This window comes from Shewanella dokdonensis, from assembly GCF_018394335.1.
GTDB classification, from domain to species: Bacteria; Pseudomonadota; Gammaproteobacteria; order Enterobacterales; family Shewanellaceae; genus Shewanella; species Shewanella dokdonensis.
Genome location: NZ_CP074572.1, coordinates 3,750,036 through 3,774,886, shown reverse-complemented (window position 1 = coordinate 3,774,886; position 24,851 = coordinate 3,750,036). Strand labels below are relative to the sequence as shown.

Sequence of the window (24,851 nt, the reverse complement as noted above, 5' to 3'; positions counted from 1 at the left end):
GTGTATTGTTGTAATGCCACCGCTGTGAAATCATAGGCTTGGGCCTCTCTAGATCACGGAGTTGACACAATGAGCCAGCGCAGTATCCGCAGTCTGTTTACCCCAAAATCTATCGCGGTCATCGGAGCATCGAACACGCCAACCCGCGCTGGCTGCATTATGATGAAAAATCTGCTTGGCAGCGGCTTCGATGGCCCCATTATGCCGGTCAATCCTCATGCCACTTCGGTTATGGGAGTGCTGGCCTATCCCAATATTGAATCCTTACCGGTAAAACCCGATCTCGCGATCATCTGCACTCGCGCGGAACGAGTGCCACAAATTGCTGAAACTCTCGCCCAGTTTGGTTGTAAGACGGCGGTCATTATTGCGTCTGGCATGAGCCAAAGTCTGGCTGAAGACGGGCAAACGTTGGCGCAAAAGGTTAAGGACAGCAGCAAGCGTTATGGCATGCGGATCCTTGGCCCCAATAGCCTGGGGATGATCCTGCCCAACCTTGGGCTCAATGCCAGCCTAGCGCATACCAATGCCCAGCCAGGGAAAATTGCCTTTGTGTCACAATCTGCTGCGGTATGCACCACGGTACTTGATTGGGCCAATAACAAAGGCATTGGCTTCTCCTCATTTATCTCGTTGGGCGATGCGGGAGATATCGATTTTGACGAACTGCTCGATTATCTTGGCCGCGACTCGAAAACCTCCGCCATTATGCTGTATATCGATTCCATCAATGAGCGACTAAGGTTTTTATCTGCGGCACGAGCGGCTTCCCGCCACAAACCGATATTGGTGATTAAATCTGGCCGCAGCCTCGAAGGGGAAACGCCGCCAGACACCACACTGGCGCCAGTTCAGGTAACGATGCGGTTTATGAAGCCGCCTTCCGGCGTGCGGGTATGTTGCGAGTCACAGATCTCGTAGAGTTATTTGCTGCGCTAGAGAGCTTGGCACACTTAAATCCACTTCATGGTGAACGCTTGTGTATTCTCAGCAATGGCGGTGGCCCGGCGGTATTGTCCGTCGATGAATTGATTATTAAAGGCGGGAAGCTAGCGCAACTGTCGGATGACGTGAAACTAAGACTTTCGGCCGTTTTACCAAGCACGTGGTCACAACAGAATCCGGTCGATATTATTGGCGATGCTGATGGTGAGCGTTACGCCAAGGCGCTAGATATTTTAATGGGGAGTGATGAACTAGACGCAGTGCTAGTGCTGCATTCGCCGTCAGCGTTAGGTAATGGTAACGCCATTGCCGATGCCATCATCAACTGTGTTAGCCAGCATCCGCGTAAACACCGCGTGAATGTGCTCACCAACTGGAGTGGCGAAGACTCAGCCTATGCCGCTCGCCGCCGTTTCTCTCATGCCGGCATCCCGACCTACCGGACGCCGGAAGGTGCGGTACGCGCCTTTATGCACATGGTGGAATTTCGTCGCAACCAGAAATTACTCCAAGAAGTGCCACAGTCGCTTGTCAATAATTCGGATACAGCCACGGCCCGGCGGCTGCTTGAGCAAGCGTTGCAGAGTGGTCGTAAAGTGCTGGAAACACATGATGCCAGGGCAATATTCAGCGCCTATGGCCTGAAAACCATTGATACTTGGTTTGCAAATGACGCTGATGAAGCCGTTGCCATAGCCGACCAGGCAGGTTATCCCGTAGCACTTAAAATCCAATCGCCTGATATTTTACATAAGTCAGATGTTCATGGCGTTATGCTGAATCTGGCCGATGCTGACGAGGTGCGTCACGCCGCGGCAGCCATCACCAGCCGGGTGCGCTTAGCCAACCCAGCCGCGCGGATTGAAGGCATGATAGTGCAAAAAATGGCATTGACTGCCGGAGCCCAGGAACTGCGTGTTGCGGTGCTGAATGATCCGGTATTTGGGCCAGCGATTATGCTCGGTGAGGGAGGTTCAGAATGGGAACCCACCCGCGATGCCGCCGTCGCACTGCCGCCATTAAACATGGCATTGTCACGCTATATGGTGATCCAGGCGCTAAAAACTGGCAAAATCCATGACCGTCATCTGCCCAACGGTATGGATATGCAGGCACTGTGTCGCATGTTGACGCAAATCTCTAATCTCGTCATCGATTGCCCCCAGATAGACAGCTTGGATCTCAATCCGGTTTTGGCTGCCGGTGACAATATTATTTTACTCGATATCAATCTGCGTCTGACCGAAGAGGTTAAAGACAATGCGGCCAGGTTATCCATTCTGCCCTATCCGAAGGAACTGGAAGAGACCGCTATTTTACGCAACGGCTTAAAAGTGATGTTACGGCCAATCCTGCCAGAGGATGAACCTAAGCATTTAGCATTTGATAGCTCCTTGTCTGATGAAGACAGATATAAGCGGTATTTTGGCGTCCGCTCACAGATGACCCATGAAGAAATGGCGGTATTGACCCAAATCGATTACGCCAGAGAAATGGCCTTTATTGCGACCATCAAAGATGAGCTAGGCGATGACATCACCTTAGGTGCGGTACGAGCTTCTATTGACCCAGATAACACAGAGGCAGAGTTTGCTATGGCTGTACGTAGTTCCCACCAAGGCATAGGTATCGGCAAGTTGCTGCTGGAAAAACTGATCCGCTACTTCCGTAACGCTGGAACGCCAGTTCTGACCGGCTATACCATGTTTGAAAATCGCAATATGGCAAGCCTAGCTAAGAGTTTGGGATTTGCGGTCACATTTGATATGGAGGAGCGGCTGATCCACATGCAGATGGAACTCACCCCTCCGGCAAATTAACGCTACGCGATCAATACCAAGGCCGCAACTGCGGCCTTGGTATTCACCGTGCGGAATAACTTAACGACGACACTGCTGAAACACATCTTTATCTGACTGATAAACACTGCTGTGGATATTAAACAACCCCAGTAAGGTATCAAACAGATTATCCTGCGAATAGCCACTGTGTTGTTGCAGGCTATCCAGGCAGCCTGGTTTCAGGCCATTATCATTGGCATAACCTTCAGAAATCCAAGATAACCAAGGCACAGTTGTCTGCTCTGCTGGCGCAATGCTATAAGGCGTTCCATGCAGATACAGTCCTTTTTCCCCTAATGACTCACCATGATCGGATAAATACATCATTGCTGGCGCATAAGTGGTTTGCTGCCGCAGCTGTTTCACGATTTCTGAAAGGATAAAATCGGTATATAAAATAGTATTGTCGTAGGTATTTACCAACTCGTTATGGCTGCAATTCTGGATATCACTGCGTGGGCAATCTGGCGTAAATTGCCGATGATCTTCAGGATAACGCAAATAATATGTTGGCCCATGGCTGCCCACAATATGCAGCACAATTAAGCGGTCTTGCTGTGGTTGATCTTTGGCTGATAGCAGCTCATTGAGCTTATCGACCATCACCTGATCTTTGCAAAACTCACCATCACACAGCTTGGCATCCATATTCACATCTATGGTGTAGTTGGGCACACGGTCACACACGCCTTTACAGCCGCTATCGTTATCCACCCAGAACACATTAATCCCTGCATGCTGCAACACATCCACGGCCGTATCTTGGGCACGTGCATGGCGTGCATCATAGTCTTTACGATCCATACGGGAGAACATGCAAGGCAAAGACACCGCCGTTGCCGTACCACAAGATTGCACATTGTTGAAGGCAATCAGCCCCATGTCCTTAGTGTATTGATTGGTTGGACGCTCATAACCGTAATACTGGTAGTTCATCGCCCTGGCGGTTTCCCCAACCACCAACACCAGCAGCTTTGGCTTGCTCTCACTCACGCCGGTGGGCTCAGTCACTTTGGCGTCAGTTCCCAACTGCTTATAGGTTATCGGCGCTTGTAGGTAAGTCTGGTAAATATACTTGGAAGCTGAGCCAATAAAATAGGTGGGCACTATGTAGTGCTTAATCTGGTCATTATTGCGCACAAAAGATGCGTAGTTCTGCATGTAAACAAAGGCAATAATGATAACAACTGCCAAATTTGCCAGCATAAACACTATCTTACGTAACATTTCTTGGGTAAGTGGACGGTATGCGATATCGGCTTTATAGAGCAAAAATGCTGGCAGCAACCCCGTCAATGCAAAATTTACCATTGACGCCCAGTTCACATAAGTTAGCGCTTCAGCACTGTTGGTCTGAAAGGTGTTTTCAATCATGCCGGTGTCAAACACGACACCATATTTATAGGCAGCAAAAAACACCCCAGAAGACAACAAGATAAGAACGATAAAGAAAGGTTTCAGCAGATATTTAAGGCTGAAAAAGAAAACAGAAAACCAAACGCTGCTACCAGAAAAACCGGAATAGTGGCGACAAAAATGGGGTCTACATGTGACTGATGTTCTAGCCCTTTTTTAACAATAGAAAAAAACGGAATATTGAAGATCATGACGAAAAACAACGCCAACAAAAAAGTGACGCGGTTTACGGATAACGATTTCAGCACCTTGACTCCCACGACTGTGACGATTTTCGTCCGTAACTAACGGAACATAATACTTAAAACACTGAGCGTGGTTTATAGCAACTACTACTTAAGATTTGCTTAAGCATAGTTGACGTTAGCTTAATATCTAGTCAAAGCGTGACCGTTAGAAAGTGCCATTAAGACGGGTTAAAAAACGCAGCAATTGCTGGCATTCCTGCGGCTCTAAACCGCTGGTCATCTCCCGGGTAAGTTGTAGATGTAACTGATCATGTTCAACAAACATCTGCTGGCCTTTTTCGGTCAGTTGCACTTCCACTGACCGACGATCATTCGCTGATGGCTGGCGCACAACCAGCCCCGTTTTAACCAACCGATCGACCTGTACCGTCAACGTGCCAGTGGTAATGCCCAGCTTGTCCGCCAGTTCTTTCATGCGCATTGAGCCATTAGCCCCTAAAATTTCTACCGTGTGTATCTGCGCCAACGACACGCCTTGATCACGCACAACACTCTGTTCCCAAGAGGATAACCGCTCATAAAATTCAATAATCGCGTGATTAATATCTTGTTCCAGTTGGTATTCGGCACTCATCTGGCACTCTCGCTAATAGGATTAATGGTGATGGTGAACATGGTCATGGTCATGGTCATGGTCATGGTCATGGTCATCAGCATGACAACTGCCCTGCCCATTGCAACTGTGGCGCGGATGACTTGCATCGTCACAATTTTCACAGCGGTTGACTTCAACAGTAAGATGATCAATCTGGCCAAAATCAGCAAGTAAATCATGATAATAGTCAGTATCTTTAGGTTGATGGCTCACTAAGGAAATCATCGCTGCGTGGTGATCGGCACTGACTTTCCAAACATGCACATCTGTCACTTTATGGTCACCCTCAGCTTCAATTCGCTGTACCAGTTGCTGCGCATAATGCGGATCAACGCTGGCATCCAGCAAGATTGGACTGGTTTGTCGAATAAGTCCCCAAGCCCAACGACTGATAATGACGGCACCGACAATACCCATCACCGGATCCAGCCAGTTTGCCCCCATATATTTGCCTGCCAGCAACGCGGCAATTGCCAGTAGTGAGGTCAATGCATCGGCCATCACATGAAAATACGCCGCCTTAAGATTATGGTCATCATGCTCTTGGTGTTCATGTTCATGATGATGGCTATGGCCGTGATCATGGCTGTGGTGATCTTTTAGTAGAAAGACACTGATAATATTCACAGTCAGACCGATAACCGCCACCAGAATCGCCTGGTTAAAATGGATCTGCTCCGGTGACAACAGTCTGACTACAGATTCGACCACCATCACTAATGCCACTAATCCCAACGCGACAGCACTGGTGAAGCCCCTAAAACACTCACTTTGCCGGTACCAAACGCAAAGCGAGGATTGTGGGCATTTTTACGCGCATAAGCATAAGCAAACAGTGTCAGCATAAAAGCGGCAGCATGTGTGCCCATATGCCAACCATCGGCTAACAATGCCATAGAACCATAAACGGTGCCGGCGATGATCTCTGCCAGCATAGTAATAACAGTTAGCGCCAAAACTAACTTGGTACTTTGCTCGCCACCAATATTTTCTTTATTAAAATCATGTTGTTGTTTCCAGCGAGCGATACTGTGAAATTCTGCTGTCATACCCTTACGTCCACATTGTTTGATAATCAAAATACTTGATAAGCAAAATATCTATCTGACCCAAGTTATTTGCAAGCGATAATTGTTATTACTTACCAAAATTTGCGCTACCGCACATTTCCCTTGTGTGTGGATGTTGCTGCCTTGCTGCGACTGCATAGCGTATAATCGACCATCAAAAATTTTTTGGAATGTACTGATGCAACTCAGTTTTATTCTGGTATCCCCGGCTCGCGCGGCCAATATTGGCGCTGCAGCGAGAGCCCTCAAGACCCAAGGCTTCAATTCGCTAATCGTGGTGCAATCACAAGCACATCGAGAAGATGAAGCATCCTGGGTCGCTTGCGGCGCAGTCGGTGTTTTAGAGAATATTCGCGAAGCCCCGTCTCTCAGCGCCATCGCAGATGAGTTTGATCTGCTGATTGCCACCACAGCCAGAGAACGCGGAAATCCCCGCCAGTATCTAACGCCCTCGCAGGTGGTGACATCATTGGGTTCACAACAACAATCGTTGCAAAATGTGGCTATCGTCTTTGGCTGCGAAGCCAGTGGTTTGAGCAATAGCGATCTAGAACTGTGTGATCTGTTGAGTTATATCCCGATTGCGCAGGAATATCCGTCCCTCAATTTGGCACAAGCTGTGATGGTTTATGCCTATGAACTCGGGCAGGCTTTCCACTCGACAGCGCATATGCCGGGAATACAGCAATCCACCGCCGATGCGCCGCAACTTAAAGCATTGCTAGAGAAATCTGCCTCTTTGCTACAGAAGTTAGAGGTCGATGATGATCAAAAATTGCAGCGTTGGCTGCAAGAAACCTTGAGCCAGTTTGGTGACCGGGATGTCAAGATGGCCCATCAGCTACTGGGCGATATACTGAAAAAACTCCCCTAACACTGATGAGCACTAACGATAGGAAAGGAATAACGTTTCATACTGATCACCACCACCAAGTCTGAACCAAGTGGCAACCGAGTATTAAAATATCATCTTGGCTGTCACTCGGTTTGGGACGAAAGAGCGTTATTTTTACTCTAATCAGTTCTCAGATTAAGATTTCTATGGATTAACGCCGCCAATAAACGTGAAGTGATTAGCGCGATTTGTTGCGACTTTTCAAAACTAACGAAATCCGTTTGCTTAGCCTTGTTATATTTAGTATTTACTTTTAATATCTCTTTTGTCAGCAAGTAGATCCTCTCTTTTTATATTTTCACTATTTTTAGGCGTACCATCAAAATTTAAAACAGACTCTAGATCTTGCTTCTTTCGTAGGCCAGCGCTTAAACGACATAAAAGTTCATTACCAAAATTCGATAATTTACTGCCAATAATAGGTCTGACTTTATAGCCAATAGGTGTTCCAATACATATACCAAGAAAAGCTGGCCCAAGAGCTGAAATCTGAAAAAGCAAGATAAACCAAACTCCGACTTGGCCAGAAACTGTAAAAAATATAAATAATATAATGTTACCTACTACATATATAATCGCAACGTATCTAATTTTAAGAAAGATACTAAGAACTATAAAAAACATTGTCACGACTAGTAAAAATGTAACCATAATTTAGATACCTTCCGTGGATTGCATTAAACATAGACATCATAATTTCCTGCGCATGGTATCGAGCTCCCGTTTATTAATGGGTTCGTCGAGCCAGAGCCACACTGACACTGTTAATGGACATTATCGTTAACAGAAACGGAGATCGACATGTCTAAACCTAGCACAATTTTCATCGGCATGGATGTGCACAAAGAAACCACTGATGTTGCGTTTGTTTCTACCGAGGATAGTGCCGTCTCTTTTTACGGGACTATCACTACCAACACGCGTTCTATGCTTAACCTTATCAAGAAATTTACAAGTATAGCCAGCAACTTATGTGTTTGGTTTACGAAGCTAGCCCTGTGGCTATTGGCTCTATCGGATTGTTGCCCCATCTCTCATCCCTAAAGCGCCTGAGGATGCATGGGGCATAGCTGAGCCATGTTAATTGTCACCACTTCACCTACAAGATATAAAGTTATTAATATGTAAAAATTATGATCTAGGTAAAATCTCAGTCTCTTATAGTGGTGTATTTTTATCCTCAAACTAATTCTATCTGCAGCAGCACTGCAAAGGATTGCGAGATCAATGGCCCAAGTTAAAGAGTTAAGCATATCATTTGATTGCAAAATTTTTAGCAAAGAGGCTGTTCTTAAAGCCTGCTACCAATTAGCGGATATTGCTGTATTCGACATCAGTATCCACAAAGACAAAATCGTAGTTTCCTCCACTATGCATGTAACAAGTACGACTTCAACGGAAGAACTGTCTAGTACTCTGAAAACTTCAGTTATCGACTATCAATTGCGGGAAAGAATCGATGCACAAACTAAGCATGTTAAAGAAATATTAATCCACGCGGCTCTAGGTAACTCTCTAAGGACATCAACTGATGAGAGTTAATCCCCCTCACACATTTTCAGCGCTTAGCTATCAATTGCTACCTTTTCGATTCGAACGAATAAATGATGATTTGTTTTTACTTGTCAATGAGGTTGGTGAAAATTGCTATTTGAATTTCGAAGATTTGAACGATTTGATTGATGGGCGATTAGTAACATCAGGAAAAGTTTTCCAAAAACTTGAATCAAAGTCCTTTATTTACAGCGAAAACAACAACTTTTCATTAAGAGCCTTTAGCGCAAAATACAAAGCAAGAAAATCATTTCTGTTTGATGGACCAGCACTACATATTTTTGTTTTAACGCTGAAGTGCGAAAACTCATGTGAATACTGCCAAGTTACACGAAGAAGCCCTGACACTGTTACATATGACATGCCGCTTAGTATTGCAAAACAGGCTGTGTTGCGCATGTTTGAATCACCGGCAAAAAATCTAACAGTCGAATTTCAGGGTGGCGAACCGTTACTTGCATTTGAAACACTTAGGTACATTGTAGAGCTTTGCATTGAATTAAATGAAACTCAACAAAAAAATTTACAGTTTGTTGTAGCGACAAGTCTTCAGAATATAGACATGGAAATGCTCAATTTTTTCATATCCACAACATACATATTTCTACATCGGTTGACGGTCCTAAATGGTTGCATCAACTCAATCGGCCAAATAGTTGCTCAAATAGTTATGAAAAAACGATATGTGGTCTCGAAATGGCTAGGAGTGTTCTAGAAAATGACCGAATTGCAGGAATGACCACAATTACTCGTAGCAGCTTATCTGAGCCGAAGGCCATTATCGATGAGTATGTTCGTCTTGGCTTTCATTCTATTTTCTTGCGTCCATTGAACATGTATGGGTTCGCTGTGAAGAAAGAAAATAAGGTTGGATACTCATCAGATGAATTTAATAAGTTCTATGAACAAGCCCTTAAATACATCATAAAAGTTAATCAGCAAGGCTACCGTCTCGATGAAGTGAATGCGGTTTTAGCGCTAAATAATATATTGACACCTCGGGCAACTGGATATGTCGATATGCGCTCTCCATGTGGAGATGGTACAGGTGTATTAGTATACAACTATGATGGGAAAGTGTATCCATCTGATGAGTCTAGGATGCTGGTCGAGATGGGGGATAAATCACTTGCATTAGGTTCTGTTAATGATCCGTATCAAGAGTTAATTTCATCAAGTGTATTAAACACTATTTTGCAAGCAGGGATTGCTGAAGCCCTACCTGGATGCTCTGATTGTGCTTATTTACCATACTGTGGGGCAAATCCAATACAAAACTACTCACGGTATGGCGACATGATTGGGCATCGAGCTTTTAGTGCATTCTGTGCGAAGCAAAAGTTTCTTTATCGATATATATTCAAATTACTCGACGACAAATCTCATCGCGCTGTTTTCAATAGCTGGCTGCCACATAGTATCTGTCAGACAACCGAAGAGGCTCTAACAAATGGATAAAGGAATTCCATTAAAAACCAGAGCGGAGGTGAAAGCATTCAGTGGTTCAAGGATGCTGAAAGTATTAGGACTAGATGAGTTTGTATCTACAGGCACATGTAATGATAGATACTGTTTATTTCTGCCCACTTATGATGTAAGTCAAAGAGAATTATTAACCCTCGGTTGGGGGCCGTTGTCATTCAAAGTGGTGAAATTATACCAACCAACTTACAAATCCCTGTTATCTGTAAACTGGAATATCCCGAAATCATTGCGACTGGAGATGTTATTGTTTTCACCGAAAATAGAGTTGATATTCTATATCGCCGTCGAAGCGCATCGAATCTGCTTTTTGTCACAGAGCAATGCAATCACAAGTGCATAATGTGCTCCCAGCCTCCCAGAAACTTAGATGATGACTGGCGAATAGATGAGTGCCATAAATTATTGGAACTCATCGATTCAAATATCCCTATTTTAGGAATTAGTGGAGGCGAGCCGACATTAGCACGCAACGAATTTCTATCGTTACTTAAGCATGCAAAGAAAGCTCTGCCATCAACGTTACTACATATTCTGACCAATGGGACAGCTTTTGAAGACTATCGCTATGTAAACGAGATTGTTCAGCTGGGACATCAACAAATTTTATGGGGGTTCCCATCTATGGTTCTACCCCTCAGATGCATGATTATCACACGCAAATTCCTGGTTCCTTTAACAGAGTGATGCATGGACTCTACAATCTTGGGCACGTCGGAGCTCAAATCGAACTAAGAATCGTACTTACACGACCAGTAATTGAAAACATAATAGAAATATCTGAGTTCATTGCGAGAAACCTTCCATTTGTCACTACCGTTGCCTTAATGGGTATAGAACCTACTGGATACGCCAGAACAAATTATAAAGCTGTGTGGTGTGATTTAAATGACTACCAAGAAGAGTTACGCGAAGGTACCCAAGTGCTACTGCGCTCTGGACTCGATACGGTTCTGTATAACATTCCGCGATGTCATGTTCCAAAATCACTGCGATCTATCGCTGTACAAAGTATTTCCGATTGGAAAAACAGCTACAGGAATGAATGCGAACACTGTGAAGAACAACACCTTTGTGGTGGTTTTTTCAAATCTCATACCCAACGATTTAGTCAGCAGAAAGTTAAACCTATTCAGTTAGAAAGGAGAGCTGAAAATGATAGTAGAACTTAAAAAATTTTGGCAATTAATAAGTAGTGTTCTTCCGACCATGTCTATAGCTTCTGTGGGTAGTAGTACCTTATTGGCTCCACATGCTTATGCCTTACAAACGATAACGCCGACAGATATAGATAATGCTCAGTTGAATCGTTTAGTTAGTTTTGACATGCAAATAAATTCGAATGCCAAAAACTTGTATGCGGGACATCGCTCGCATTCTAGCCACCGCTCACATTCAAGCCACAGATCTCATTATTCTTCTAGGACAGGAACCAGTTCCTACCCAACCACGTCTAGTCCTATTTATACTCAGCCTAATAGTCCTACATATCCTAGTCCTGCGGTTCAAAGCAATTCGACAGCGAGTTCAAAATCTTATCAAGGGAGTAATGATTCCCTGAAGGCATTGGTGATGAGGGTTCAAATTGCACTTGTTAGCAAAGGCTATAAGATAGGGGCTATTGATGGAATGATGGGACCGAATACATCTGCAGCATTAAAGCAGTACCAACAGAATATGTTTTTTAAGGTCACAGGAACAATGACTACTGAAACGTTAACCGGATTGGGAATCTCACTTCCATAAGACCAACTAGTAGTTCTTTAGGCTGCTACAGTTAACATCGTTTCTTTATAGTATTACGAATATTTTGGTAACAGGAATGATTTTATCGAGTCCCCCATTAAGTGAGATACAACTAAATAGGGGCATTCCGTAATTAAGAATGGCTGTATCCAAGCAGAACGCAGCCATATTAGTACGCAAAGTTTAATCTCAGTATCAATCTTTATTACTTGGTATGAGATTGCCTTGCTGTCCAACGCTACCGTGCGTTAAATTCTGCCAGTAGCGCCTGCATGCGGGCGAAACATTCTGGTGAGCGGGCACTGCGACTCCAAAGCGTGGCTTCGACAAAGATGCTGAACCACATCTGCAACATAGTGGCATTGGCTTGTTCACCCCAGGCCGCGAGTGTCATTGCAGCGACTTCCGCCGTTCCTAGTTGAAACTCCCGTTGCCCTTTACGCAGTTGGTAAGATGCCAGCGTATCGGGATGAAACGATATCAGCGGCAACTGTTGCAAGTATGGGCTCTTGCGAAACATCTTCACCGCTTCACGCCAGCAACCATCTAACAGGACAAACAGTGGTGTGCGCGCTTGGTCAAAGCGTAATGCTAAAGGCGGCATCTGTGGCTGCACTTCGATAATCTGCTGCCCCGGCAAGGCATAATCCCCTGGAAATACCAGAAACGGTTGATATTCGGGTTGCTGTAACAACGCCAATAGCTGAGGGTCTGGCTGGGTACGAGACCACAAAAACGCATGCGTATCAGGGATCAGATCGGCAATAAGCCGCCCGCTATTACTGGGTTTCAACACTTCGGTATCATACATCACCAGCGCAAAAGCGGTCTGCGACTGTAGCAGCTTACGACTGCTACAGGTACAAATCTGCTGTGGCAACAAGCAATTGCCACAACGCTGCACTTTCATGCCGCGAGCCGCATAAGGCCTGGTGGCAATCGACTGCCGATAAGCATGCAGACGATGCACCGCATGTTGCGCTGGCATCTCAGCGGCTAATGGTGGTGATATTGTCATCAGAGAATGCGACGCAGAAAGAAATCGGCGCGTAACCGCCGGATCCTTGTCAGGATCTTTTTCACCGCTGCCGGGTAGCTTTGCAAGGTTTCTAGCTGACTGTAATGCAAAATCTGCCGCGTATATTGCAATAGCTGTTGCTGCTCGTCGCGGAACTTAGGTGCTAGCACCTGCTGTTCATCGTGCAACAGAATACCGTTTTCCAAATCCAGTGCCCATGCCCGAGGGTTTAGGTTACTGCCGGTCAACAGATGTTTGCGGTCATCCATGCTAATCCCTTTCAGATGAAAGCTATTGCGTTCATGGTGCCACAGGTGGATGCGTAACAAACCGCTATCAATCGCCCACTGCTGCCGTTTGGCAAATTTTCGCAGCGATTGCTCATATAGGTAAGGTAAAGCGCCAATAGTGGAAAACGGTTGATCAACCGGTATGAAAAAATCATTTGCGGTCTTGTCGCCCACCACAATGTCTAATTTGCGACCGCTGCGCAAATGCTTCGCCAAGGCCCGCATCAACAGATATGGGGGATTGAAATAAGGCGTACAGACAAACAAGGACTGGCGCGACTCTTTTACCATTTGCAGCACTGTGTTGTTCAGCAGATTTTGCTTGCGTCCCAGACCCACCATTGGGGTCAAGCGCAGCGGCGCATGAGTTTCGCGGAAATCATAATGCGCATCGCTAAGCTGTTGCTTAAAAGCACGTAATTCGTGTCGCTCAGGCAATATATCCTGCGGCTCACTCAAGCTGACCACCGCCCGGTGTGACAAGATATATTCATCAATCATATTGCGCATGCTGGCCGCCAATTCGGCGGATTTCAGCAGATAATAGCGATCAAGCCGATACCGTTCTTGCTGGTGCAGATAGATATTATTGAGGCTAGCGCCGCTGTATATCACCGCATCGTCAATCACAAATCCCTTGAGATGTAGCACGCCCAGAAATTCACGAGACTTTACCGGAACCCCATAAATGGTGAACGGGTGCGCCGCAGTGGCCATCAGTTTACGATAGAGCTGGTAGTTACCACTGTCGCCTTTATGGCCAATCAGCCCGCGACGAGCACGATGAAAATCAACCAGTACCTTGATATCCAGTGCTGGTCGGCGAGCCTTGGCATTAAGCAATGCCGCCAGCACTTCACGCCCAGCTTCATCATCTTCAAGATATAACGCTGCAATATAGATAACCCGCTCGGCTGCGTTAATGCTATCGATCAGGGTTTCTTTGAATTTTTTGGGGTCAACAGCCACTGTATTGACTCAGGGCTTATAGCAATGCCACCTAGCTGATCCAGCAAGGCATCCTCCTACACTCTAGCTATCCCGAACCGCATGATCCCTGTACCTTTTGTCGGGACATCACATGAAAATGCCGCGATGATAAAGGTTGCGGCTGATTTAAGGCAATAGAACTTACTCACTTGTGACCAGCGGAGCAAGCGTTTTCTCCCGGAACGAGAAGTAGATGCACTCAAATTGTGCCTGTTTTGTACAATTAATGTGCGCTTGTGTCGGTGTTCACAGTAAAATGATTGCAAAGGTGCCAAATCATACCAAAGATCCACGGTTTATCGTGTCAGTATGACTGACTCACCATTGCGACAAAACAGGAATCAACATGATACGTAATATCTGGATACCGCTATTACTGACATTGGTAGCCGCTTGGGGAATTTTCCATTTTAAAGATTGGCTTGGCCCGCTGGTATTACCGCTGTATATCGTATTGGTCATCTTTGTCACACTTAAATTTTATCGGTTAATGGAAAAGGATGACAATTAGATCTAACGGGCTCCGGCGCTGGACACAAGGGCTAACAGGACTTGGCTGGTTACTGCTTTCATGCAGCCCCAGTGCCGCGATATTACCCAACTGGTTGCAACCACTGCTGCCTACTGACTCACAAACCGCCTTATGGGTACAAGATACTCACAGCGGCGAAGTGCTGGTCAGCCATAACCCCGATGTACTGATGCTGCCTGCCAGCACCCAGAAACTACTTACCGCCGTTACCGCATGGCAAGTGCTTGGGGAAGATTTCCGCTTTCATACCCGCCTGTATACTACCGGCAAAACTGAAAACGGTATACTTAACGGGGATCTGTATCTGCAATTCGATGGTGACCCCGCTTAACCCGTGCGCAACTGGCGCAGATGGCGGCTAAACTGGCCGACAGCGGGATTCAGCATATCACTGGCAAACTGGTATTGGTGGGCAGTAACGATAGCCAATGGCAGGCTCCGGGATGGGTATGGGACGACCTAGGAATTTGTTACGCAGCCCCGGTCTCCAGTTTTGTGATTGATCAAAATTGTGTCAAAGCACTACTGCTGCAACGTGACCAGACTACTCAGGTAAAACCGCTGCTACCAGCCCCAATATCCGTGCGTTCTAACGCTTATTTTGATCCCCAAAAACAACAAGCATTCTGCCAGTTGCGGTTACAGCTACAGCCCGATAATCACTATCAGTTAACCGGATGTTATGCTGGGAGTGCCCCTTGCCACTCGCCATTGCGGTTAACGATCCTTCGCGTTATGCCGCCGATGTGGTGAGCGCCATCTACCAACAGCAATTTGCCTTTAAAGGGCCGGTCAGTATTGCGACTGACATTCCCCCGGCTGCCACTTTGCTGTTTGATAACCGTTCGGAACCGCTGAGTCAGTTAATCAGTGAGATGTTACTTGATTCAGATAATCTGATTGCCGATACGCTGCTCAAACAGGCAGGCCAGCAACGCTTCGGTAAACATGCGGGTTTTGCAGCCGGTAGTCGCACCGTTAAAGAAACGCTGGAGCAGTTTGGCATCTCGATGTCCAGCAGTAATATTGCCGATGGCTCAGGGCTATCACGCTACAACTTACTCAGTGCCCGACAACTCGCCCAACTGTTACAGCAAATACAGCGTCGCCCGGCATTACAGTGGCTGACCGAGGTATTACCCAAGGCGGGGATCAGCGGCACATTGCAGTACAAGCGCCCATTTAATCGTAGCCCGTTACGTGGTGCAGTGGTGGCCAAAACCGGTAGCATGAGTGGGGTACAAAATCTTGCAGGATTTCTCTCTGGTGATGCCACACATGATAAGAACCGTTATCTGTTTGTGGTGTTGGAAAATGGGCTAAATCCTCAGGCAGAGAAACATAAACGCAGCTTTATGGCGGCAGTGATGCCTGCGCTGCAACAGCATTTACCGGTAGAACCCGCGGCAGCACTCTCGCAGCAAAAAGGTGCCCGATAATACAGGCACCGATTATTTAACGGATAATCACAAGATTAGAACCAGTCGGATACTGGCTGCATCACGGTATCATCGCCCGCGGCAACAGCCGCTAAGTGCATAGCGACTTTGGGTAACTGCTTCGCAAAATAGTAGTGACACAGTTGCTGTTTACCACTGACAAACGCCGCTGGCAGTTCTGTTGCCTTCAACGCCCGGTCAGCCATCATCAACCAGAAATGGCCATATAACAGATAACCAAAAGCATCTAGCGCATCTACGGCAACCGCGTTAATCAATGCCGGATTATCGTGTTTCTGCTGGTTAACTGCCGCAATAACATCGAGGAATTGCTGCTGTAACTGCTGTAACTGCTGTTGTTCTTTCACAAATATCGGCGCACATGACTGCTGCTGTTGCTGCAACAGGCCAAAGAACTCAGTCACAGTGGCCAGATTATCGCCTGCCAGTTTCCGTCCAAGAAAATCAATGGCTTGAATGCCGTTAGTGCCTTCATAAATCTGCGCAATACGGGTGTCTCGCACCAACTGTTCAATACCGGTTTCACTGATATAACCGTGTCCACCAAAGACCTGCTGTGCTGTGACACAGGCATCAAACCCACGATCACTGAGAAACGCCTTAGCCACCGGCGTCAATAATGCCGCAAATTTGCTGGCCTGCTGTTTTTCGCTCTCGGTGGCAGCATACTTGGCGCCATCAAGCTGCATGCCGGTCATCATAGCTAACGCACGCCCCGCTTCAGTGAGCGCCCTGATACTCATCAGCATACGCCGCACATCACCATGCACCACGAGCGGATCAGCTTTAGCCCCCGTAGGTGAACCGCCAGCCGCCAGCCCTTGCAAGCGTTCTTTGGCATAAGCAGTGGCCATTTGATAAGCGCATTGCGCGCTGCCAAGTCCCTGAATACCAATCGATAACCGTTCATAGTTCATCATGGTAAACATACAGATCAAGCCACGATTAGCTCTTCCTATCAGGTAACCCTCGGCATCATCGTAATTCATGACACAAGTGGCCGAACCTTTGAGGCCCATCTTGTGCTCTATCGCGCCGACGGTGACGCCGTTAGCATCGCCAATATCACCAGCGGCATTGACTTTGAATTTGGGGACGAGGAACAGCGAAATACCGTCGCTGCCCTGGATTTTCGCCAGCACCAGATGGATCACATTGCTGGTCAGATCATGATCACCGCCGGTAATAAACATCTTGCTGCCGTTAATGCGGTAACTGCCATCAGCCTGAGGTTCTGCACGCGTGGCAATATTGCGCAGATCGGAACCCGCTTGCGGTTCTGTCATATCCATTGCCCCTGCCCACTCACCAGAATATAACTTGGGCAGATATAAGGCTTTCAGCGCTTCAGAACCATGCGCGTGAATACACAATGCCGCACCGGCAGTGAGCGCGCCATAAAGCGTAAAAGCATTACTTGCGCTATACCCCATCTCATCCAATAGCACCCCCAACATTTTGGGCATGCCCATGCCACCAAATTCTGGCTCGCCACACAAACCAACCCAACCACCGGCGGCATACTGGCGGAATACCTCAGGATAGCCCGCTGGCGTAGTCACTTGTATGCCATCAAATCCTACGCCTTGCGCATCACCACGCTGGTTCAACGGCTGGATCTGCTCGCTGCAAAATCGGCTGCCCTCTTCCAAAATAGCCGAGGCGGTTTCCAAATCGAGTAGTTCCGCAATGGCTGGCAATTTCTGCCAAACATTGCCAGCATCGAACACCTGCTGCAGCAGAAAATTCATTTCTAATGTGGGGGCTTGGATTGGGTTCATCAGTTAACGGCCTTAATATTTCAAACGAGTGTTTTAATTTATCCTGAAGTGACTAATTTGGCAAACCCAGAAAATAAAAACAGCCGCACGGCTCACATTCGTTATCGCCATCCCCCAAGACCACAAAAAAGCCGGCACATCGGCCGGCTCTTAGCATTGCAGTGACATCTAACAGATGCTCACCAAATCACTCTCGGTATAAGATTTAGGTAAGCGCTGCATGGTCTGCAACAGTAGCGGGTTGCCTAAGATGTAACCCAACTCTTTATTGTCCAGATTAGCTAACAGCGCTTCCTGTGTCTGAGCTTCCTGAACTTTCACTCTCGCAATGGCATCCATTGACTCGATTTTGCCGCCGGGAATATGTGTTGGCAGTTTATCCATGATTTGCATGTGCAATGCCATCAGTTCAGGGTTATCCAGTAACATGCGCACATCCCAGACATCTTTAAGCGCGGCTTCATACTCTCCACGGGCCGCCGCGGCTGAGGTCAGGATCTGTGGTGGTTCAAGTTCCTCTGGTGTCGACAATAACCGCTTGGCCCGGAACCATTTACCCACTTTCTGCGATGCGGTAAATGCCGACAAAGGCACGGCAATCCACAAGCCAATCAGCGCGGGTGACATCCACGCTAACAGCGTCCAAGAATCCAGATAGGCCGCATAACCCAGCAGGATACCGGCCAGAACATGATAGCGGTGACGATAAATCACGTCTGACCAAGGCAGGCTACCATCATCACGCCGTTGTGGCGCCCAGCCGCTATCTTTGCCGGAAATAATGGCAAATACAGCCCCACAATGGATAAACATCATGATGGGTGCTATCAGCGCCGACACCAGCACTTCCAGTAGAATACTGGCAGTGATCCGCAATCTACCGCCCAAGATCTTGACGTATTGTTTATCTGTCAGCAGCAACAGTGAACCAAAGATTTTCGGCCCAAACAGAATGCCCATGGTGATGTAGAACAGCCGCAATGCTCGATCAGAGTCCATGACTGGCCATTTAGGAAACAGCGAAAACTGATCGGTAAAATATTCCGGACGGATATAGTGCGCCTGCAATGCCAGCAGCAAACCAGAGAGGATCAACAACAGCCAAAACGGCGAAGACAGATACGACATAATCCCGGTAACTAAATGCAACCGACTGATCCAGTGTAATCCTTTGGCAGGTAACACCCTACTATGTTGCAAATTCCCCTGACACCAGCGGCGATCTCGTACCGCCATATCAATAATTGATGGTGGACACTCTTCAAATGAGCCAGGAAGGTCAGCGGCAATCTGCACACTCCAGCCCGCGCGGCGGATAAGCGCGGCCTCGACAAAGTCATGACTCATGATATGTCCGCCGAAAGGTGGCTTGCCTTTGAGCACGGGTAAACCGGCGGCCTGCATAAAGGCCTGGGTGCGAATGATGGCGTTATGGCCCCAGAAGTTGCCCTCTTTTTGCACCCACCACGCCAATCCAGTGCCGATGATTGGGCCGTAAAATCGGGCGGCAAATTGCTGCAACCGAGCCAATAAGGTAACGCCTTTCACCAAGTATGGGATGGTCTGGATCAACCCGGCATCGGGATCGGCCTGCATGCGCCGCCCCAGTTCTACAATGCATTGGCTCTGCATCACACTGTCAGCGTCCAACACCAGCAGACTGTCGTAAGCACTGCCCCAACGGGTACAAAAATCTTCGACGTTGCCAGATTTACGTGCGGTATTCTTGCGCCGCCGCCGATAAAACACCCGCGCCCTGCCCGCCAACCGCCGCCGTAATAGCCAGAAGGCCTGTTCTTCTGCCAAGGCGATGCTAGGGTCGGTTGTATCAGAGAGAATAAACCAGGAAAAACATTGGTGTTCTTTGCTGTCTTGGGTGTAGTTCACCAGATCCAGTGCCATGGTTTCTACCGCCGAGAACACCCGATCCGGTTGCTCGTTATAAGTGGGCATTAATATGGCGACATTGTCGGTCAACACCTTAACCTGGGTGACGCGGGCTTTTACAAACCTATGTTTAATCAGTTCAATAAAACCGGCGACACCGCTACAAAATGCCAGGGCAATCCAACAGAAATTAACGGCAAACAATAACAGTACCAGATATTCCAGCGGTGTTACCGCCGCTACACTGAACACCTGTAGCATTTCGTAGATGGCAAATAGCGACAACAACAATGCAGAGCCCACCACCATCACCCGCGGCGGGATTTTTGAGGTCACCCCACCAGGATTAATGCTCGCACGCGGAAAGCCCGCCGACAACGCGGTGAGGCTCTGTTCCGGCATTGGCGCTGGTCGTTCTGGCGGCATGGCACTGTCGCCGTCTAACTGAGGATGTTCCTGCGCCAGTAAATTTTCCTGCAACATCCGTTTATCCTTGCGATTCATTAACGTGACCAACGATATAACCAAGTTTCAACTTTTCCAGGGGCGGCAGCATCAATACCCGCCGCGGCATCAAACTGTAATTCTGCCCGCAGTTCTGCCACCTGAGCGTCTTTAGGATCAAACTGAAATGTCAGCCGATAGCCACCGTTGTGGGGGTTGTCACGGATATCAACATTATCGATGCTACCCGCAGAAGTTTGCACTTTGGGCACGGGCATCACTGCCGGACGTTTACCATCATTTAACTGATAATCGATAACAAACAAACGTTTGGCTGTGGGCTTGGAAATATCAGCTCGACCACTCGCGGTACGAGCCACGGTGACTGTGCCAGTCTTGACTGCGGGTTCCTCGCCCCAACTGAGCCGATAGGCAAAGCGATACTGGCTACCGGCACGAATAGGTTCCATCGGCCGCCAGAACACCACGATATTGTCGTGAATTTCTGCTTGAGTTGGGATTTCGGTAAGAATGACAGACCCTTGGCCCCAGTTGCCCACTGGCTCAACCCACAGGCTTGGATGTGTCTGATAAGGGGTACGCAAATCCTGGTAAGCGCTGTAATTACGCTGCCGCTGGATTAAACCAAATCCTTGTGGCGCATTATCCATAAATGCACTGATCTGCAGCGTTTTGGGGTTAGCTAACGGCCGCCATAGGCGTTCACTACGGCCGTTGAGCATCAATAAGCCATCGGAATCATGCACTTCAGGCCGGAAGTCATCGGTATTTTGTCGCCCATTGAGCGAGTGCATATACATACTGGTGCCAGGCGCTAATCCTACTTTATCTAGGTCGACTCTGGGGAACAGCGTAGCTTCCACATCCATTTGGGTATTATCACCGGGACGCACCGAAAAACGATATGCGCCGGTAACACTAGGGCTGTCCAACAGTGCATGGATCACCAGAAGATTTGAGTCTTCATGGGGCTCTTCAATCCAGAAGGCTTTAAAGAACGGGAACTCTTCGCCCATAGGATCGGCTGTTTTTAACGCTAAACCGCGAGCCGAAACCCCATAGTTATTGCCCTTCCCTAACGCGCGGAAATAGGTTGCCCCTTGGAATACCAGTAATTCATCAAAATAGTCTTTACGATTCAAGGGATAATGCAGACGGAACCCGGAATAACCGATATCGCCTTGGGGCAAAGGTTGGGTCACAGACTTGCCGGTTTCAAAATAGTCGGGATTATAAGCTAAATGCGCCGCTTGATTGCCGCGTACCAGCGCCAGCTCCACCAACTCCTTGAAATAAAAGCCACGGTGAAACAGCTGCAACTGATAAGGCAGATTCTGATTTTTCCAGATGGCGGCATCTGCGCGGAAGCGGATATCCTGGTACTGTTCTTGGGTAAGATTTTTAAGGGAGTCTGGCAACGACTCGTCCGGCGCAACATAGGGCTTGCCCGCAAGTTGTTTTGCCAGTTTCACCACTGTGTCCTGATCAAACACACCACTCGTAGTGAATTTAGCATTGCTTACGGCCAGCGGCTTCTGGGCTGTCTGCGGCGCTGCTGGCGGATTTTTGTCAGCCAGAATGGCCTCTACTTTGTTCTCTTGATTAAGAGGTGTTTTAGGATCAGCCAGCACGTTGGCTGATTGCAACAATGCGACTCCTAACAACACAGCCAGGCTAAGCGTTTTTCCAAATCGACTGAGCATGTAGAAACAACCTTATTTATCATTAAAGCAAGAAAAGCAGGGTTTATATTCAAAAGCTGAGTGCCGCTAATATATAAACGTCTCTGGGAGGCAAATACGGACGAGGGCAATAAATTACTACTAAATTCATGACAAAGAAAGCCACTGTATCCATTGTTTTTGCTGCCATTGTTAGCTATATCGCGTATCGGCTGAAAACTGCGCAGCAGCCTGCATTCATGGCAGGTTTGCCGCATCGTCATGCTCTCACCAACACACCGCAGATAAGGCTAATTCCCATAAGACCCGGGAGATAAAATCTATCGGACTCAAAGCGGTTGAACGTAACCTACCCTGTTGATAAACATCATAATACAAGCATATGGTTACTTATGAAATCTGGCAAAGAAGATGTTTGCCACTGGCCCACTGTAAAAAACCTAACCTTAATGGCACTTTAATAAGACGGCGCAAAGCACAGTAACCCACCAGTTAAACCGCACACAGGCATGGAAATGGGATGTAACGGCATAATGACACCAAGATAATCCTGTAGCCGATATCGGCATCGAAAAAATCTGGGACATGGCTGGCCGTCACAGGGTTAAAGATGCGGCGATGTAACTTGAGCACGATGTCAGAAACATCTGCCCAATTAATGCCAATGAGCATATCTTATTGATTATATTGTTTTAAATTTGGTAAAGAATGCCAATAAATCCCCTCACCGAAGGCTTTACCGGCCAAGGTTCAGATAAACAATACCCCCAACCGCAGGGCGGTTACGTTAATAAATGGCAGTAAAAAAGCCGACAATGTCGGCTTTTACAGTGGCAGATAAAACAGACTTACTGCGCGGCTTTGCCCGTCCAACGATCCATCCACCCCAGCACTTTGCCGTACCATTGCTGTAGGTTATCAGGGTTGAGGATCCAGTGGTTTTCATCGGGGAACACCAGCAGCTCAGAAGGAATATTATTCCGCTGCATGTAGGAAAACGCGGCTAAACCTTGATCATAAGGCACGCGGAAGTCCTGTTCACCGTGGATCACCAGCATTGGCGTCTTCCAATTCTGCACATAGTTAGCCGGGTTGAACTTTTCGTACAGATCCTTGGCTTGTTCATATGTACCGCCAAACTCATGTTCCGGGAACCATAACTCCTCGGTTACATGGTACATAGAACGCATATCAAACAATCCAGCATGATCCACCAAGCACTTGAAACCATCGTTCCAATTGCCTTGGATCCAATTCATCATGTAGCCACCGTAGGAACCGCCTAAAGCACAAGCATTTGACGCATCAATCCAAGGTTGCTGTTTAGCTGCTGCCGCCAAACCTTTTTGCAGATCTTCCAGCGGCTTACCACCCCAGTCGAGACTGATTGAATCGGTAAATGCCTGACCATAACCAGTGGAGCCATGGAAATCGACCATGACGACGGCATAGCCAGCCCCGGCCCACAATTCAGGATTCCAGCGTGAGCTGAATGAGTTACCAAATGAGCCTTGTGGGCCACCGTGCACCAAAAACGCTACCGGATATTTTTTACCCTCTTCAAAATTGGCGGGTTTCAGCCAGTAGCCGAACACCTCTTCATTATTCCAGCCCTTAAAGCTGAACTGCTGGAAATCTCCAAATTTGATGTTGTCGAGTTTGGCACGGTTAACATCGGTCAGACGCTGTAAGTCCTGCCCATCAGAGTTCATCGACCAAAGGTCACCAGGTTCTACTAATGAGGCATGTTTCACTATCAGGCGGTCACCGGCAAGGCCCACCAAGCTGTTGCTGCCATCATTATATAAGGTACGAACATCACCAAACTGAGTATTGATAGCGAATACCGATACTTGCCCAACATCCTGAGCCGTAACATATAAGGTATTGTTATCCTTACCGAAGCTGATCGATGCTGGACTGCGATCCCACAGCGGCGCGACTTCCTTAGTCTGACCGGTAACCGTATCACGCAGCATGATGCGGTAACGATCGGCTTCAAATCCTGGTTTTTTCATCGCCAGATAAGCGAGATAACGGCCATCTGCGGAATAAACCGGTTGTGCATCCCAGGCTTTATTTTCCGCCGTTAGATTAACGGTGTCACCGCCATTTACCGGCACTTGCCACAGGTCATAATTGGTGGTCCAGGCCTGATCTTTTGCTGGCGCTTTAGCGCTATACACCACATATTTGCCATCGGGCGTAAAGGTAACTTCTTCCATCCCAGAAAAGGGTTTTGGCGGTGTTTCGGTGTCCAGTCCTTTTGTCACATCGACAGTTTTACCCAACTGACCATTTTCAATCGGTGCCACAATCAAGTGGTTACGGGCATGATCAAACCAAGTATCCCAATGCCGCACCATCAACTGGCTGTATTCGCGGCCAGTGCTTTTGCGGTTCTTTTCTGCATCAAATTTTTCTTTGGAGCATTCTAGCGTGTCACATTCTGGGAATACCCGAATCGACATCACCACCTGCTTACCATCCGCAGACAACTTGTAACCATCGATATCTAACGGCAGATGCGATACCTGTTGCGCTTCGCCACCAGTCAAGGACAAGCGGTACAATTGGCTGCTGCCATCGCGGGCCGCGACGAAATAGATACTGCGGTCATCTGGGCTGAAGCTGACATCATGTTCAGTCCCTTTGGCGGTGGTCAATTGCAGCGGTTTAGCCGCTTTATCTGTCAAATCCAGCAGATACAGATCGGAATTAGCTTTGCCATCATCGGCAACGGTTTTAACCCCGTATACCAGCTTAGTGCCATCGTTAGAAACGGCAGCAGAGTGTAACTTATTGAGCTTCACCAAATCCTGTACAGTAAATGGCTGCTGTCCGGCAGCCAGCGCTGGCAAGGTAATTCCTGTTGCCAACAGCGCCATACACAAAGTGTTCATTTTCATTTGTCGATCTTCTTTTGTTATTTTTCGATGGTTCAGGTTATCAAT

Annotated in this window: 15 protein-coding genes and 6 pseudogenes; 11 read left to right on the top strand and 10 right to left on the bottom strand. The window is 47.4% G+C overall.

The genetic code is table 11. From position 1 onward, the window contains the following. The first annotated feature begins 69 nt into the window (after positions 1-69). Positions 70-2,765 (top strand): annotated as a pseudogene (locus KHX94_RS18120) (bifunctional acetate--CoA ligase family protein/GNAT family N-acetyltransferase). Positions 2,766-2,825: 60 nt separating this feature from the next. On the opposite strand, the pseudogene KHX94_RS18115 reads toward KHX94_RS18120, so the two are convergent. The 3 genes and pseudogenes from KHX94_RS18115 to dmeF form a co-directional block, all read right to left on the bottom strand. Then, positions 2,826-4,393, bottom strand: a pseudogene (locus KHX94_RS18115) (phosphoethanolamine transferase). A gap of 202 nt (positions 4,394-4,595) precedes the next feature. Then, positions 4,596-5,024, bottom strand: a complete 429-nt coding sequence (locus KHX94_RS18110; RefSeq protein WP_213681658.1) for a MarR family winged helix-turn-helix transcriptional regulator — start codon at positions 5,022-5,024, stop codon at positions 4,596-4,598. A 141-nt stretch (positions 5,025-5,165) separates the two neighbouring features. Further along, positions 5,166-6,094, bottom strand: a pseudogene (gene dmeF / locus KHX94_RS18105) (CDF family Co(II)/Ni(II) efflux transporter DmeF); the annotation flags it as partial. 199 nt (positions 6,095-6,293) lie between these two features. Here dmeF and KHX94_RS18100 point away from each other — a divergent pair. Continuing rightward, positions 6,294-6,989, top strand: coding sequence for a tRNA/rRNA methyltransferase (locus KHX94_RS18100; RefSeq protein WP_213681657.1), 696 nt, complete (start codon positions 6,294-6,296; stop codon positions 6,987-6,989). 261 nt (positions 6,990-7,250) lie between these two features. Here KHX94_RS18100 and KHX94_RS18095 read toward each other — a convergent pair whose 3' ends face one another. Beyond that, positions 7,251-7,661 (bottom strand): hypothetical protein, encoded by a 411-nt coding sequence (locus KHX94_RS18095; RefSeq protein WP_213681656.1) that lies wholly within the window; start codon positions 7,659-7,661, stop codon positions 7,251-7,253. Between the two features lie 576 nt (positions 7,662-8,237). Between KHX94_RS18095 and hxsD the strand changes: the two genes are divergently transcribed. The 6 genes and pseudogenes from hxsD to hxsA all read left to right on the top strand — a co-directional run bounded on the left by hxsD (position 8,238) and on the right by hxsA (position 11,792). Next, positions 8,238-8,552 (top strand): His-Xaa-Ser system protein HxsD, encoded by a 315-nt coding sequence (gene hxsD, locus KHX94_RS18090; RefSeq protein WP_213681655.1) that lies wholly within the window; start codon positions 8,238-8,240, stop codon positions 8,550-8,552. A gap of 594 nt (positions 8,553-9,146) precedes the next feature. Next, a pseudogene (gene hxsB, locus KHX94_RS20795) lies at positions 9,147-10,022 on the top strand (His-Xaa-Ser system radical SAM maturase HxsB); the annotation flags it as partial. Next, positions 10,015-10,389 (top strand): hypothetical protein, encoded by a 375-nt coding sequence (locus tag KHX94_RS20790; RefSeq protein WP_244859477.1) that lies wholly within the window; start codon positions 10,015-10,017, stop codon positions 10,387-10,389. The pseudogene hxsB and the gene KHX94_RS20790, both read left to right, overlap by 8 nt. After that, positions 10,389-10,733 carry a 4Fe-4S cluster-binding domain-containing protein gene (locus tag KHX94_RS20785; protein ID WP_244859470.1) on the top strand — a complete coding sequence of 115 codons (345 nt, stop codon included), beginning with the start codon at positions 10,389-10,391 and terminating at the stop codon, positions 10,731-10,733. The genes KHX94_RS20790 and KHX94_RS20785 overlap by 1 nt, the downstream gene beginning before the upstream one ends. Next, positions 10,655-11,218 carry a hypothetical protein gene (locus KHX94_RS20780; RefSeq protein ID WP_244859476.1) on the top strand — a complete coding sequence of 188 codons (564 nt, stop codon included), beginning with the start codon at positions 10,655-10,657 and terminating at the stop codon, positions 11,216-11,218. Before KHX94_RS20785 ends, KHX94_RS20780 begins: the two co-directional genes overlap by 79 nt. Beyond that, positions 11,202-11,792, top strand: a complete 591-nt coding sequence (gene hxsA / locus KHX94_RS18075) for a His-Xaa-Ser repeat protein HxsA (protein WP_213681654.1) — start codon at positions 11,202-11,204, stop codon at positions 11,790-11,792. The genes KHX94_RS20780 and hxsA overlap by 17 nt, the downstream gene beginning before the upstream one ends. Positions 11,793-12,030: 238 nt before the next feature. On the opposite strand, the gene KHX94_RS18070 is transcribed toward hxsA, so the two are convergent. Then, positions 12,031-12,810: a tRNA-uridine aminocarboxypropyltransferase gene (locus KHX94_RS18070; protein WP_244859227.1), complete on the bottom strand. Its 780-nt coding sequence runs from the start codon at positions 12,808-12,810 to the stop codon at positions 12,031-12,033. Next, positions 12,810-14,116, bottom strand: a pseudogene (pssA, locus tag KHX94_RS18065) (CDP-diacylglycerol--serine O-phosphatidyltransferase). Before pssA ends, KHX94_RS18070 begins: the two are co-directional and overlap by 1 nt. 320 nt (positions 14,117-14,436) lie before the next feature. Between pssA and KHX94_RS18060 the strand changes: the two are divergent. The 3 genes and pseudogenes from KHX94_RS18060 to dacB (KHX94_RS21275) all read left to right on the top strand — a co-directional run bounded on the left by KHX94_RS18060 (position 14,437) and on the right by dacB (KHX94_RS21275) (position 16,061). Further along, positions 14,437-14,601 (top strand): hypothetical protein, encoded by a 165-nt coding sequence (locus tag KHX94_RS18060; RefSeq protein ID WP_213681653.1) that lies wholly within the window; start codon positions 14,437-14,439, stop codon positions 14,599-14,601. Further along, positions 14,591-15,375 (top strand): annotated as a pseudogene (dacB, locus tag KHX94_RS21930) (D-alanyl-D-alanine carboxypeptidase/D-alanyl-D-alanine endopeptidase). The gene KHX94_RS18060 and the pseudogene dacB (KHX94_RS21930) overlap by 11 nt, the downstream one beginning before the upstream one ends. Beyond that, positions 15,321-16,061 (top strand): D-alanyl-D-alanine carboxypeptidase/D-alanyl-D-alanine endopeptidase, encoded by a 741-nt coding sequence (dacB, locus tag KHX94_RS21275; protein ID WP_213681650.1) that lies wholly within the window; start codon positions 15,321-15,323, stop codon positions 16,059-16,061. The pseudogene dacB (KHX94_RS21930) and the gene dacB (KHX94_RS21275) overlap by 55 nt, the downstream one beginning before the upstream one ends. Before the next feature lie 35 nt (positions 16,062-16,096). Here dacB (KHX94_RS21275) and KHX94_RS18040 read toward each other — a convergent pair whose 3' ends face one another. The 4 genes from KHX94_RS18040 to KHX94_RS18025 all read right to left on the bottom strand — a co-directional run bounded on the left by KHX94_RS18040 (position 16,097) and on the right by KHX94_RS18025 (position 24,806). Continuing rightward, positions 16,097-17,863 (bottom strand): acyl-CoA dehydrogenase family protein, encoded by a 1,767-nt coding sequence (locus KHX94_RS18040; protein ID WP_213681649.1) that lies wholly within the window; start codon positions 17,861-17,863, stop codon positions 16,097-16,099. A 168-nt stretch (positions 17,864-18,031) separates the two neighbouring features. Next, complete coding sequence (mdoH, locus tag KHX94_RS18035; protein ID WP_213681648.1) at positions 18,032-20,233, bottom strand: glucans biosynthesis glucosyltransferase MdoH; 2,202 nt, start codon at positions 20,231-20,233, stop codon at positions 18,032-18,034. 20 nt (positions 20,234-20,253) lie between these two features. Next, on the bottom strand, positions 20,254-21,918 hold the full coding sequence (locus KHX94_RS18030; protein ID WP_213681647.1) for a glucan biosynthesis protein G: 1,665 nt from the start codon (positions 21,916-21,918) through the stop codon (positions 20,254-20,256). Positions 21,919-22,745: 827 nt separating this feature from the next. Continuing rightward, positions 22,746-24,806, bottom strand: a complete 2,061-nt coding sequence (locus tag KHX94_RS18025; RefSeq protein WP_213681646.1) for a S9 family peptidase — start codon at positions 24,804-24,806, stop codon at positions 22,746-22,748. Positions 24,807-24,851: the final 45 nt, after the last annotated feature.